The 14,631-nt window shown below is 34.5% G+C and carries 13 protein-coding genes; 7 read left to right on the forward strand and 6 right to left on the reverse strand.

Annotated features, from left to right (window positions below; genetic code table 11):
• Positions 1–10: 10 nt before the first annotated feature.
• From J8M14_RS08780 to J8M14_RS08790, 3 genes are read right to left on the reverse strand one after another with little or no spacing between them, the layout of a single operon-like run.
• Positions 11–862 carry a sulfurtransferase gene (locus J8M14_RS08780; protein ID WP_211074212.1) on the reverse strand — a complete coding sequence of 284 codons (852 nt, stop codon included), beginning with the start codon at positions 860–862 and terminating at the stop codon, positions 11–13.
• Between the two features lie 16 nt (positions 863–878).
• Complete coding sequence (locus tag J8M14_RS08785; RefSeq protein ID WP_211074213.1) at positions 879–1,334, reverse strand: nuclear transport factor 2 family protein; 456 nt, start codon at positions 1,332–1,334, stop codon at positions 879–881.
• 39 nt (positions 1,335–1,373) lie between these two features.
• Positions 1,374–2,369 carry an NAD(P)H-dependent glycerol-3-phosphate dehydrogenase gene (locus J8M14_RS08790; protein ID WP_211074214.1) on the reverse strand — a complete coding sequence of 332 codons (996 nt, stop codon included), beginning with the start codon at positions 2,367–2,369 and terminating at the stop codon, positions 1,374–1,376.
• Between the two features lie 124 nt (positions 2,370–2,493).
• Here J8M14_RS08790 and J8M14_RS08795 point away from each other — a divergent pair, with 124 nt between their 5' ends.
• From J8M14_RS08795 to J8M14_RS08825, 7 genes are all read left to right on the forward strand, one after another.
• Entirely contained in the window at positions 2,494–3,423 is a 930-nt protein-coding gene (locus tag J8M14_RS08795; RefSeq protein ID WP_211074215.1) for a nicotinic acid mononucleotide adenyltransferase, read from the forward strand.
• 382 nt (positions 3,424–3,805) lie between these two features.
• Entirely contained in the window at positions 3,806–4,018 is a 213-nt protein-coding gene (locus J8M14_RS08800) for a hypothetical protein (protein WP_211074216.1), read from the forward strand.
• Positions 4,019–4,152: 134 nt separating this feature from the next.
• Positions 4,153–4,692 (forward strand): 3-hydroxyanthranilate 3,4-dioxygenase, encoded by a 540-nt coding sequence (locus J8M14_RS08805; protein ID WP_211074217.1) that lies wholly within the window; start codon positions 4,153–4,155, stop codon positions 4,690–4,692.
• Between the two features lie 136 nt (positions 4,693–4,828).
• Entirely contained in the window at positions 4,829–6,382 is a 1,554-nt protein-coding gene (locus J8M14_RS08810; RefSeq protein WP_211074218.1) for an aldehyde dehydrogenase family protein, read from the forward strand.
• A 146-nt stretch (positions 6,383–6,528) separates the two neighbouring features.
• The gene (locus J8M14_RS08815; RefSeq protein WP_211074219.1) at positions 6,529–6,900 is read left to right on the forward strand and encodes a hypothetical protein; all 372 of its coding nucleotides are present in this window, start codon (positions 6,529–6,531) and stop codon (positions 6,898–6,900) included.
• 76 nt (positions 6,901–6,976) lie between these two features.
• Entirely contained in the window at positions 6,977–10,681 is a 3,705-nt protein-coding gene (locus J8M14_RS08820; protein ID WP_211074220.1) for a T9SS type A sorting domain-containing protein, read from the forward strand.
• 67 nt (positions 10,682–10,748) lie between these two features.
• Entirely contained in the window at positions 10,749–11,273 is a 525-nt protein-coding gene (locus J8M14_RS08825; RefSeq protein WP_211074221.1) for a hypothetical protein, read from the forward strand.
• A gap of 9 nt (positions 11,274–11,282) precedes the next feature.
• Here J8M14_RS08825 and J8M14_RS08830 read toward each other — a convergent pair whose 3' ends face one another.
• The 3 genes from J8M14_RS08830 to J8M14_RS08840 all read right to left on the reverse strand — a co-directional run bounded on the left by J8M14_RS08830 (position 11,283) and on the right by J8M14_RS08840 (position 14,413).
• The gene (locus J8M14_RS08830) at positions 11,283–12,389 is read right to left on the reverse strand and encodes a DNA helicase PriA (protein ID WP_211074222.1); all 1,107 of its coding nucleotides are present in this window, start codon (positions 12,387–12,389) and stop codon (positions 11,283–11,285) included.
• A 59-nt stretch (positions 12,390–12,448) separates the two neighbouring features.
• Complete coding sequence (locus J8M14_RS08835; RefSeq protein ID WP_211074223.1) at positions 12,449–13,585, reverse strand: SPFH domain-containing protein; 1,137 nt, start codon at positions 13,583–13,585, stop codon at positions 12,449–12,451.
• Positions 13,586–13,690: 105 nt separating this feature from the next.
• A complete protein-coding gene (locus J8M14_RS08840; RefSeq protein ID WP_211074224.1) occupies positions 13,691–14,413 on the reverse strand; it encodes a hypothetical protein in 723 nt (240 codons plus the stop codon).
• Positions 14,414–14,631: the final 218 nt, after the last annotated feature.

The following is a 14,631-nucleotide window of genomic DNA, read 5'->3' on the forward strand; positions in this document are numbered from 1 at the left end:
TTTAATCATACTAGCATTCAATCGGAACACCTTTCAGTTGTCCCCATTCACTCCATGAGCCATCATACACTGAAACGTTTTGATATCCTGTAAGCTCTGCCGCTAATAAAATGATACAGGCTGTAATACCTGATCCACAGGTAAAGATCAGTTTTTTATTTTCAATATTAAAATTTTTGAAAATATCTCTTAACTCTTCTTCTGGAAGTATTTTGCCATCTTCTAGTAGCTTTGTATAAGGTAAGCTTTTAGAATTTGGGATATGGCCACCTTTTAAATCTGCTCTAGGTTCTGGATCTACTGCTCTAAATCTACCATCTGATCTAGCATCCAGAATGATAGTATCTGTATTATTCATTTCAGATAAAATATCTTGTGCATTGCAAACTAGATTTGGGCGAAAATCTGTTACAAAATTTCCACCTGCAAAGGTTTTTTTGGCTTTTTCGGAATCTTCGACTGGCAGGTTGGCTTTTTGCCAAGCTGGTAACCCTCCATCAAGCACCGCAACATTATCGTATCCCATAGTTTTAAACATCCACCAAACCCTGACACTGGAATAGATCCCATGTTTATCATAGACAATAATAGTATGATGGTTATTGACACCAAGATCTTCGCACGCTTTTGCAAAAATTTCTGGAGCAGGAAGCATATTTGGAATGTTCGTTTCTTTATCAGAAAAAGAACCTTTAATATCAAAAAAACGAGTGTTTTTTATCTGATAATCAGCATTTTTAGTTTTTTTATCTGAGGCAGCTTTTTTTATAGTTGCGTCTAGAATGATGAGATCAGGATGATCAATATGCTCCGAGAGCCAAGCTACAGAGACTACGGGTTTGGTAAGCTCCAATGCGTGCATGGTTGTGTTTTAAGAATTAATCTATTTGAAATTTATCTAACATTCTATTTGTTTGTTGCTGCAATTTCTTTTTAAAAAAACCTGTACCTCCTAATAATTTGCCTTTCCAACCAACGGCTTGCGATGACCATCGATGTAGATTAAAATGATCGGTATGTTTTATGATTTTGCCATCTTTGAATTCGAATTTGGCATCTATGATATTATGAACTGATCGACCGGTTTTACTAAATGTATACCAGGCTTCCCAATGGGCCGATCCGTTTTCCTCATTGGCTTCAACTTTGGAGTATTCAACTTTAAAGTTTTTGGCATTTTTACAAAGCATTTGCCACATTTTCTTGGCTCTTTCACCTTTGAGTTTGCCAAATCCGGGATCTTCAAAAATGATATCATCGTGATAACAGGATATCATGGTTTTAGCATCTCGATTATTTAATGCTGTGTAGAAAGTTTCTATAAGCTCCTTCATAATTTGTGATAATAGTAAGAGCTATAAAGATAAGGATTGTTAATCAAGCTTTTCGGCCAATTTCTTAAATACTTTTTTAGGATTTTTATTTTCGTACAGAATATCATGTACGGCATCAATGATCGGTGTGCGAGCAGCTTTTGCGGCATCTAACTCATATGCGGTTTTGGCTGCATAATATCCTTCAGCAATCATATTCATTTCCATTTGGGCACTTTTTACAGTATATCCTTTACCGATCATATTACCAAACATACGATTACGGGAGAAAATCGAATAGCCGGTAACCAGTAAATCTCCCAAGTAAGCAGAATTATTGATGTTACGTTTCATCTTATGTACTCGTTTGATAAAACGCTTCATTTCTCGGATGGCATTACTCATGAGCACACTTTGAAAATTATCGCCATATCCTAGTCCGTGGGCAATTCCTGCAGCTACGGCATAAATATTTTTTAGTACTGCAGCATACTCAGTTCCAATAATATCATCACTAGTTTTACATTTTATATAGTAACTGCTTAGATTTTTAGCAATGATTTTAGCTTTTTCCTCGTCATTACTTGCAATAGTTAAATATGAAAGTCGTTCTAGAGCTACTTCTTCTGCATGACAAGGACCTGTAATAACACCAATATTGTTAAAAGGGATATCATATTTCTCATGAAAATGCTCTCCAACAATTAACCCCGTCTCCGGGACAATGCCTTTTATTGCAGAAAAAATCACTTTATCTTTTAATGAAGCAGTCATTTTCTGTAACTCACCGTGTAAAAAAGCTGAAGGTATTGCAAAGATCAAATAATCTGCATACTCCACTGCTTCATTAATATCATTAGTAAGTTTTAGTTGTTCTAAGTGAAATTCTACAGAACTTAGGTAATTGGGATTGTGTTGTTGCCTTTTGAGATGTTCAATAGCATAAACACTTCTCATATACCATCCGATTTTTTTTTGGTTTTCGGATAACATTTTTACAATAGCGGTTGCCCAACTTCCGCCACCAAATACTGCAATTTTAGGATTTTTTTCCATCAAAACATATTGTAGGTCAAAAATAAGGAAAATACATTTCAAAATAAACTACTGGTAATCAGTATATTGAAATTTTGGCACGTGTTTTGGTTTTATATTGATGAATTTTAAAAACACACAGCTTATGAAGACTTTAAAATTACTTTCGGCTTTTATGATAGGTTCCTTGTTGTTAACTTCTTGTGTTGCAGAGGTTATTGTAGAAGATGATATCTTTATAGAAGAACCTGGTATTACTTTGAATGAATTACTAAATAGTTATGAGATTTGGTATATAGATATAGAACGTACTCAGGGTAATGGCGAAATTCCATTTTTTCAGAAAGCATTTACGGTTTCTTTTAAGAACGGAGCGTTCTATGCTAATAATAATTTAGTAGGAATCGGTAGTAATGGTGGTGGTTTTGGGCTGGATGTTGGATATTATGATACGTATAATATGCAATTGGAAATTGATCACGACATCGATGGGGTTTATAATCTCAGAGTGACACAAGCATCAAGTAATGAGATACGTTTATATGATGGGATTACAAATACTAGTTATTATCTAGTAGGTTATCAAAGAAGTAATTTTGATTATGATAAAGTTTTTTATGATAATATTCATTATTTCTTACAGGAATATGAAACCTGGGAAAAAACATTCACTAGTGATTTTGGAGCTCTGAATGAGTTTGATAACGAAAACTATTTACAGTTTTTATATTATGGTTCTGGAGATAATTTTAGAAGTTCTGAAGATGGAAACGGAACTTCAATCGGCAATATATTCTATGATTACGAAGGGTATTATGAGATATCAGATGTGTCAAATAATTTCTATAGGAAAATTTTAACACTTGATTACGACTACTTGGGCAATGATTTCTTTGAGTTAACCGTTATCAATGATAGTAAAATAGAATTGTTACATCCTTCGTCAGGTACAGTTTACGAATTTACAGGTAGAGGATACATTGCTTTCAAGAGTTCTAAAGATGGTAAGCCAACCCAGAACCAGACAAAAAGAATGAAAAAATCAGATTTTATGAAACTCAAAAAGCAATTATAGATATAAGCACTAGGCATTAAAATTTTTTGGTTGGTTATTTAGTTGGAAATCGCTCTGCAAGAATTATCTTGTCTGGGCGATTTCTTTTTAGTGGAGTAACATTTTTGTAAAAGCGAAAATATGTAACCATACTAATCCTGATGTGTAGTGGGATGTTTTTAATTAAAACGAAGATTTTATATAAAAAAACACTTTACTGAACTAACTCCTGAGAAACCTTTCATACCAAAAATCTTCCTTATTGATTCCGGATATATTTCCATTATGTTAAGATGCTTTATTAAAGTCTAATTATTTGATATTAAGAAAGAAAGTTCAAAAAAATAAAAACCGGACTCTAATATTTTTTAACTTTAATACTTTAACAAATCAACTTAAAATTATGCTTAAGAAAATTTTAAACATCGACAGTACAAAAGAACTAAGTAAAAATCAGCAAAAATCTATTCAAGGAGGAGGATTCCCCTTTTTTGAGGATTGTTGTTCTTGTGTTTTTACACCTGCAGGTAGCACTTTTCCTATTTTTATTACACAACCGTGCTCTATTCCATGTCCAACAGACGGAAGCTTAGAATATGAGGATACTGGTTGCTAAGATTTAAAAAAAGCGGATTTCGGTCCGCTTTTCTTTTTCTAACTTTTTATTTCTTCAACAGTTTAGAATTGATTCAATTTTAAGGAACATTTCTTTTCCAATTACGTAATTTTATAATTCTAAAATTAGATCATATGTCCATCCAAAAACCATTTAATCTTAATCAATGGATTGAAGAGAATAGAGATACCTTAAAACCTCCTGTAGGTAATAAAAATTTATATAAGGATGCAGGAGATTACATAGTAATGATTGTAGCCGGTCCAAATGCCAGAAAAGATTATCATTATAATGAAACCGAAGAACTTTTTTATCAGTTAGAAGGTGAAATCGAAGTGCATATCCAGGAAGACGGTGAAAAGAAAACAATGAAACTAGGCCCTGGGGATATGTATCTACATCCGGCCAAAGTACCACATTCTCCAGTTAGACATGAAGGTTCTATTGGGCTAGTTATAGAAAGAAAACGTGTAGATATGGAAGCCGAAGATGGATTGTTATGGTTTTGTGATAACTGTAATAATAAATTGCACGAAGTATATTTTAAACTAAATGATATTGAAAAAGATTTTCTAAAACACTTTAAAGATTTTTATGGAAGCAAAGAGCATAGAACTTGCAATAATTGTGGGACCATAATGGCTACAGATAAGCGTTTCGTTTCTGAAGAATAACGTATCTAAATTATCAAAATGATTATTTTTTAATGTTTTTATTGAAAATTTACTCAAAACAAATATTAAAATCAATCAAAATTTGATGTATTCTCAAAACAAAGTATCTTTACCTTTTTTAAAAGCAACATAAATCATGGCAACAGCAATATTAGATTTTGGTATTCAGGAAGCACTTCAGCAGCTAGGTCTTTCTGATCATAATAAAGGAACTTCTACAGGTTCTAACTGGTTCTCATCCGAGGAAACCATTTCATCATACTCACCAGTAGATGGAGAATTGATTGGTAAAGTAGAAACTACTTCTGCAGCAGATTATGAAAAAGTAATACAAACTGCTACTGAAGCTTTCAAAAGCTGGAGAGTAATGCCTGCTCCACAACGCGGAGAAATTGTTAGGCAGTTTGGAGAAGAGCTTAGAAAATTAAAGGAACCTCTGGGGAAATTGGTTTCCTATGAAATGGGTAAATCTTATCAAGAAGGCCTTGGCGAAGTTCAGGAAATGATTGATATCTGTGATTTTGCAGTAGGATTATCAAGACAATTACATGGGCTAACTATGCATTCAGAGCGTCCAGGTCACAGAATGTATGAACAATATCACCCACTTGGAATCGTAGGAATCATTTCTGCGTTTAATTTTCCTGTGGCAGTTTGGGCTTGGAATACAGCTTTAGCTTGGATTTGTGGAGATGTTTGCGTTTGGAAACCAAGTGAGAAAACCCCACTTTGTGGAGTTGCTTGCCAAAATATTATAGCTAGAGTTTTAAAAGAAAACAATTTGCCAGAAGGAATTTCTTGCTTGATTAACGGAGATTACAAAGTAGGAGAGATGATGACTACAGATAAACGAGTTCCATTAATTTCTGCAACAGGTTCTACTAGAATGGGTAAAATTGTAGCCGCTACAGTAGGACAACGTCTTGGTAAATCATTATTAGAACTTGGTGGAAATAATGCTATTATTGTTACTCCAGATGCAGATATAAAAATGACTGTGATAGGTGCAGTTTTTGGAGCAGTAGGAACTGCCGGACAGAGATGTACTTCAACCCGAAGATTGATTATTCATGAATCAATTTATGATAAAGTAAAAAATGCAGTTGTTGATGCTTATGGACAACTAAGAATTGGTAACCCATTGGATCAAAATAATCACGTAGGTCCATTAATTGACAAAGATGCAGTAAAAGGATATCAAAATGCTTTGGAAAAAGTAGTTGAAGAAGGAGGAAACATTGTAGTTGAAGGAGGAGTACTTTCTGGAGATGGATATGAAAGTGGTTGTTATGTAAAACCAGCAATTGCTGAGGCTGATAATTCATTTGAAATTGTGCAACACGAAACCTTTGCACCAGTATTATATCTTCTAAAATATAGTGGCGATGTAGAAAATGCGATAGATGTTCAGAATGGAGTAGCACAAGGATTATCATCTGCAATTATGACCAATAACCTTCGTGAAGCTGAGCGTTTCTTATCACATGCGGGTTCTGATTGTGGTATAGCCAATGTAAATATTGGGACATCTGGAGCTGAGATCGGAGGAGCATTTGGAGGAGAGAAAGAAACAGGAGGAGGGCGTGAGTCAGGATCTGATGCCTGGAAAGTATATATGCGTCGTCAAACCAATACTATAAATTACACTACAGAGTTGCCATTAGCTCAGGGTATTAAGTTTGATTTATAGTATATTAAAGAAAATAAACAAAAGCATCTTGATGATTCAGGATGCTTTTTTTGTTGAGTAACTTCTAGTATGTAACTTTCAAAAAGTAACAAACGCAACCTTAAATCGTTATATTCATCTATATAATGATTAGAAAATATGAAACGATGAAAAAATTAGCTTTGATCTTACTAGTGGTTTTTATAGGATGTAGTATTGATGAGGAGACAGCAGATCCCATTTTATGTACCGATGACTTAAGGCCGGGACTAGAAATTACTGTAAGAGATAATACTACCGATGCAATTTTGGTCGAAGGGGTAACAATAGTTGCTACCGATGGAGACTATTCTGAAACATTACAAAACACTGCTAATTCTGATACTTTTGTTGGCGCTATTGAACGAAGAGGAACATATTTCATAACAATTACCAAAGAAGGATATCAGGCTTTTTCATCTACTGTTCCCATTATTGTAGATGCTGATCTTTGTCATGTGATACTGGAAAGCAGAACATTTTTACTTCAATCCAATTAAAAATATATTATAATATTTTAACAATTGTTTTCCTTTCAATTAGTTAGTTTTGGGGATCACACAAATTAACTCTAAAATGAAAACAGGATTACACTTTCCCAAACACTTGGTTTGGGGGATAGTCATGTTGGGGACTATCACAATGAACTACGCCCAACAATCCGGCGTTAAGTCAAAGGTAAAATCACAAAAACTAAAAAATCAACAAGTTTTTAGTAGTGAAGAAGGTGCGTTAGATTACCGAAGTATCCAGCTTAAACGAGAGAGCGCTATTGAAAGAGCTAACTGGGAAGCCGAAAGATTAGAAGATCCTTCAACCGGTAAAGTTCCTATGGGAATAAGAGCCGCAGAAATTAAATTTTCTAGCAAAATTGCAGTTGGAGACGATTCTCAAAAATCACTTCAAAAAGTAGCAAAATCTGCTAAAAGAGCTCGTTTTTCTAATTGGAAGAATAGGGGCCCAGGCAATGTAGGGGGAAGAACTAGAGCAATAGCTGTAGATCGAAACAATGAAAATGTAATTCTAGCAGGAGGTGTTTCTGGAGGTCTTTGGAGATCTGAAAATGGAGGGAGTACCTGGAGAAAAGTAACAAGATCGTTTCAAAATCCAAGTGTAACGGCTATAGTTCAAGATCCACGACCGGGTAGAAGTTTTACTTGGTATTACAGTTCGGGAGAACGTATTGGAAGTGGTATAAGTGCAGGAGGTGCTTTCTTTCAGGGGAACGGAATTTTTAAATCGCAAGACGGAGGTCGTACCTGGGAACAGGTAAGAGCTACTCTTAATCAGAATATAGGCGCGTTTGAATCGCCATTTGACCTTATTAATGATTTGGTAATTAACCCTACAAATGGAGATTTATTTGTAGCTACATTTAACGGGATTTTCAGATCACAAGATGGTGGAAATTCTTTTGAAGAAGTGTTAGAAACAGGATTTGATAGTTTTGCAGAAATGAGCATTACTTCTACCGGTATACTTTATGCTTCGACATCGTCTAATGGCGCACCTAATACAGGTTTTTTAACATCAAATGACAATGGAGAAACCTGGACAAATATCACGCCTCCAAACTTTATTCCTGCTTATGGACGAAGTAAAATAGGAGTGGATCATTCAAATGAAGATGTAGTGTATTTCTTTACACAAGATAGAAACCCAGCAAATCAAGCAGTATTATTTAGATATGATGCTTCTGCTGCTACCCCAGAAGAAACTTGGGTAGATCTTACGGCAAACTTACCGTTTTTCATACCTATTAATTTTGGTATTGGTAATTTAAATCTTCAAGGAGGTTATAATATGGTATGCCAAGTGCACCCTACAAATTCAAATATCGTTTTTATAGGAGGTACATGTCTATATAGATCGAATACTGGATTTACTACTCCAGCTGGAGCTGAAACTTGGATCGGAGGAAATGGTCCTGGTGAATTGGATGTTCTGCTAAATACTATAGGTAGAGGAGCTTCTTATACCAATCAACATGCGGATCAACATGCGTTAGTGTTTTTCCCGTCTAATCCTAATAAAGCAATTGCGGGACATGATGGAGGACTGTCATTAACCGAAGATATCACTGTAGTAAATGATGACGCAGAGCAAGTAACATGGACATCATTAAACAATGATTATGTAACCACACACCCTTATCACGTAGCTTTCGATCCACAAAGTGAGAATGAAGATCTTTTAGCAGGATTTCAAGATAATGGTACTTGGTTCACAAATTCTTCTAATCCATCAGATCCGTGGACAGAACAATTAGGTGCTGATGGTGGTTATAATGCTATTGCAGATAATGGCAGTACACGTTATACTTCTATTCAAAATGGATTAATACGTCGTCTTAACTTTGACGAAGAAGGAAATAGAGTTTCTTTTACTACCGTGCATCCTGCAGGTGCAAATGGATTTGCATTTATTAATCCATTTATACTAGATCCTATCAATGATAACGTAATGTATCTTCCGGCAGGAAATACTATCTGGAGAAATAACAATCTAGACGATATACCATTATCTTCCTTAGCTCCTACTCCTGTAAACTGGGTAAATCTTGAAACTTCAACAGTACCTGCAGGCAGAATTACCGCCTTAGATTTATCTAAATTTCCAGTAGCAAACCGATTGTATTATGGTACTAGTGCTGGACAGGTACTCAGAATGGATAATGCAAATGTAGATGGACAACAAGCTGTTGATATTAGCACTGGAAAAGGATTACCTGCTGGATTTGTAAACGATATTAATGTGGACCCCTCTAATTCAGATCGCGTTATTCTTACCTTTTCAAACTATGGTATTCCTAGTGTGTTCATTACAGAAGATGGAGGAGAAACTTGGACGAACATAAGTGGTAACCTTGAAGAGAATGCCGATGGATCTGGAAATGGTCCTTCAGTACGCAGTACTGCTTTTTTTGGTAGTAGTCGAGGGTTTTTTGGTGCTAGATCACAAAGAATATTTGCTGCAACTAGTACGGGGTTATTCTATACCAATAGATTGAATGGACAAAATACAGTTTGGAGAAAAGAAAATGTAAGAATTGGAAATGCTGTTACTGATGAGGTAGTAACCAGAAAAGATGGATTTATTGCTATTGCTTCAGGTGGTAGAGGAATGTTTAGTGCTCGTTTCCCAATATTTAATGAATTACCAGAATCTACTTTAAGTGTAGCTTTTTCATTAGATGATTTTGGAGTAGATGAAAATAGTGAAGACACAGAAATAGATATTACAGGTTTATTTGTTCAATCTGAAGGATTACCAATAAATGTTGAAGTTACCAATACAAATCCAGAATTGGTTACAGCAACCTTGGTAGGAAATACCTTAAGGTTATCGTATACTTCGAATTCTCTTGGATCAGCATCTATAGGTTTGGTTGCAACTTCTGGAGAAGAGCAAGTTTCTGAAGGATTTACCGTTAGAGTATCTGAACCTTCTATCTATGAACAAGTTAATCCTGTAATTCAAAGTTTAACATCTCAAAATTTTGTAGATTTTAATGCTTTAACACAATCCGCAGATGATTTTGTAATACCAGAAGGAAATACATGGGATATTAATAGAGTATTAGCTTTTGGATTATCTCAGGGAGCTCCACAGTTTAATAGTGTTACGGTAATAATCTATAATGACAATAACGGAGTTCCAGGAGAGGAAGTATACAATAGTGGAGAATTTGCTCCAACATCAGAACCCAATAATGCCAATTTAAATTTAACCCTTCCAGAAGTGGTTACTTTAGAAAGTGGTAATTACTGGATCTCTGTGTATGTAAACTTGGCGTTTAATCCAGGTGGTAATCGCTGGTTCTGGGCATCTCAAGCTAATTCAGTAGGAAACGAAACTCAATTTATTGATTTCACTAATATTTTTGGAGCGGGTGCAACCGATTGGTCTACAGGATCATTAGTATTTGGATTACCTGCTATCGATCAAAGATTCCAAATTTTTGGAGACGTTTCAGGTTCAGATGCTGGGGTAGAAGTAGGAGAAACAGAATTGGCAACTATAGAAGCGTTTAAAAGTGCGGCAGTTTATCCTAATCCATCCAGAGGTCAATTTATATTCAATTTTGGAGATAAATTCTCGAAATCTGGAGGGAAATCAACCGTTGAGATTTTTAATGCTGTTGGAAGATTAGTAGAAGTTAAGAAGGATATTAACCTTGCTAATAGCTTTGTTTGGGATGCTTCAAATTATGCCACAGGATTTTATTTTGCAAAATTCTCAGGAGCAATGACAGGTGTTTTTAAATTAGCTAAAAATTAATAATAAGTTTTATTATATAAAAAAGGGAGTTGAATGTTCAACTCCCTTTTTTTGTTATTTTTATACTATGAATAAGTTATTTTACCTTATAATAATAGCGGTGATTATTTCCTGTAAATCCAATACCGTTGCACAAGAAAAATCCCTGAAAGAAAAAAAAGCCAATATCGAAAATATTGATGAAGTAAAGCCGAAGACAGATATTAATAAAAGTGATAATTCTATGAATGATAAAATGATCATTTCAGGCGGTTTACCACAAAATGATTTAATAGAACCTGGTGCAATACACCTTAGAGGATCTGTAATAGCATTCTATAAGAATACGACTATTTGCAATAGACCCTATAAAGCTGCTTTAAAAATTAGTATTGAAAGGATTCTTAAATCCGGTCCCGGGATTGTAAACGTGTTATCACAAAATCAAGAGATTACCTTAGGGTTTGTTAATGGTGTTTATACCAAGGAACTTAATGCCTTGCAAAACAAAATGATGAAAGGTAAAATTCTGTCGGTCATGGTAAAAGAAGGACTTTGCCCAAATCTTGGTAACGATACGGTATACGAGATCGTTCGTTTTGAAGAAAAATAAAACAGTATGTTATTGTGATAGAAATACTATAACCCCAATCACAATCACAATAAATAACACAAAGAAAAAGATCTTCCAAAAAGAGTAAGGCCTTTTTCCGGAAATACTTCCGGTTTGACCATTCACAAAGAAGTTATATTTTTTTCCACTGTATTGATAGGCACTGATGTAAACCGGTAGGAGGATATGCTTAAATGTTTCTTCGGATAAACTCATATTTATAGAATGTACCCTTTGAGTATCACCACCGATATCATGTCGCGCCCATGAACGTGCAATGCGCTCGGCTTCTTTGTTAGAAGATAGATGACCATCTTTAAGCGGAATCGTATATTTTTCTGTAACAAATCCAGCTAAAAAGCTAGTATTAAAAGGCTCTAAACCATCTAGATTCCAATTTGTGATTTTAGATGGAATAGGGGTTTTCTGCTGATGAGATGCTTTGACTAAAGTATCATCTACAAAACCACTAACATCTCCGCGTGCAGAGGTCCATCTGGTTCTACGTTCTTGTCGTGTTCTCTGAACAGTCTTTCCGTTTACTGTAGTAGTATAGGGGACATTTACATAGTAATAATCTCCACGTTCTCCAGAGTAAGTAGCATAAAGTTGTGCATCAAAAGTCCAATAAGGGAGATATAACCCTTTTGTATGTTCAGGATCTAATGCTGCTTTTTTTAAATTATTAGGGGCGAACCATAAGCCTTTTACCCATTTAGAAAATATTTGATGAGATTTTTTCTGATCAAATTGAAAAGGGAGTACTGCTCCAGGTAGGATCCAGTCCTCTTTATAAGCATCTTCTATAATCAGAGGCATTGTACAGTAGACACAATGTAATGACTTATAATTTTCCTCAATATGTTGATTAGCACCACAGTTTTTACAATGAAGTATCATAATCTCTTCAGAATGAGAAAGAGACCCCATTTCATCCAGATAAGGTTTTAGTTCTAACTCCTTAAAACCATCCTGATCCTGAATAATTGTTTCTTGATGGCCGCAATACTCACAGGTAATCTCGGTAGTACCTGGTTTATATTTTAGCTCAGCACCACAATTGACACAGGATTTCTTTTGTTCTGAAGCTGCTTTTTTTTCTTCTTCTCTCTCCATAAAATTGTCATCCCAGCGTAGGCTGGGATCTAATTAGGTAATTCCAGATTTGTTTATAATTAGCTTCCAGGTAATGGCGGTGGAGTACTGCCTCCTAAAAATGATTTTAACTCCTCAATATCTTTAAGAGCTGTCCAGTTAACCATTCCTTGTTTCCAAATAAGAGAATCTTTGTTTACAGTTCTGCTGGCAAACAAAGCTTTAAGTTGATCAAAAGAAACAGGACCGGCTTGCTGACCATTAGCAGCATAAAAATATTGTACTTGTGCAGGCATTGGTGGAGGAGCAACAGGAGAAGCTTGTTGAGGTTGAACTTGTTGTTGACCAGTCATTGGATTCATCATACCACCCATTTGTTGTGCAAGTACGAATCCCATTCCCATTCCCATTCCAGCGCCTGCGGTACCACCTTCATTGGTAGCGGCTGCTTCGATAGCCTTTGCGGTTTTGAATTTGGTTAATTTATCAAGATCAAGTTTATCAATTCTACTGTATTCAAAGATTTCTTTCTTTAGTTCTTCTGGCATGGAAACATTCTCAATAAAGAATTTTTCTAAAGAAATACCAACAGAATTAAATTCAGGCTGCATTACTTCCTGACAAGTTTCGGATAATTCAGTAGTATTAGCAGCATATAATTCTATAGGAAGATTTGCTTCACCAATAGTATCTGTAAACCTAGTAGATATTAAACTCTTAAGATGTTCATTGATTTCAAAATTGGTAAAATTAGCATCCGTTCCAACAATATCAATAATAAACTTACCTGCATCACTAATTTTAAAGGCATATGTACCAAAAGCTCTAATTTCTACTAATCCAAAACGATCATCATTTAGAGTAATAGGGTTTTTGGTTCCCCATTTTTCATCAGTAAAAAGATGAGTGTTCACAAAATAAACTTCAGCTTTAAAGGGGCTGTTAAAACCATATTTCCAGCCTTTAAGCGTAGTTAAAATGGGTAAGTTTTGAGTATTAAGGGTATATGTTCCAGGTTTAAAGACATCAGCTAGCTGACCTTCATTAATAAATACTGCCGTTTGTCCTTCTCGAACAATTAGTTGAGCACCATTTTTTATTTCATTTTGGTAGCGTTCAAACCTATGTACAATGGTATCATCAGTGTAATCGAACCATTCTATGATATCTATAAATTCGTTACTAAGTTTATTTTTTATTTCGTCAAAAATTCCCATTGGTGAGTTGATTTAAAATTGAATTCTAAAGCTACAAAATTGTAAGATAGGTTAAAAATAATTGCAAAGATTTATAAATCCCTACAAGAATGTATTTGAACATAATTACACTTCATCATCGAATAACAATACATCATCATTTTTAGAAGTCTCAACAGCATATCGTACCATACAATACAGGGCTATTAAATAAAACAAGATGTCGGCATAAAAAGAAAAGAAAAGCTTTAAAAAATAGGCAATAAACCAAGAAATATCTGAAAGGATTAATCCAAAAATAAAGTAAACGAAATACATAGATCTTCTTGTGTGATACCTAAAGTTATAGTGTATAGAAATCATAATCGTACCAATAATTACAATACCATAGATAAGAAATAGAATCAAGTCCAAAATATCATTCATTTCGTCAGAAGTATTCCAAACGATCTGAAATGCAAAAACTAAATTTAAAGCGACTACGATTCCTCCAAAAAACAACAGTATGGGTTTTGTGTTTCTAAGTAATTTAAGCTTAGAGAATATGCTTTTTGCTAATAAAAAATATGCACTAATTTTAACAACCGAAATTAATTTACCCAAAATGTGATGCTCATAATACAAGTTAAAAATATCGGCCAATAGGAGTAAGAAAAAAACATACGTTATTGTTTTATCTTTATAACCCTTAAACAATAATAAAAGAACAAAGTAACAACCAATAGAAAACAGCCTTGATAATCTTCTTTCATGGACTGTATAACCACTAATCACTACTATGTTGAGAAGCGCCAATACTATGGCTAGTATTGTTATGATTTTTGTAAATGAATGATCAAATACTTTCATAGCAGTTATGGTGTAATTGACTGCAAAGTAATCATTTTTATAAAGTTTTATAAGATGGTAGTATATGTATTAGTCAACACTACATACTACAAATATCAATTCTTTCTGCTAAGACAAAATAGATCAAATACATAAAAAATAGTTTTAGATGAAGCCTAACAATACGAAACCCCAGGAAACTTATGAAGTCCTGGGGTTTTGTAATTGAATACTATTGG

It is taken from the genome of Aquimarina sp. MMG016, assembly GCF_018100805.1.
GTDB lineage: Bacteria > Bacteroidota > Bacteroidia > Flavobacteriales > Flavobacteriaceae > Aquimarina.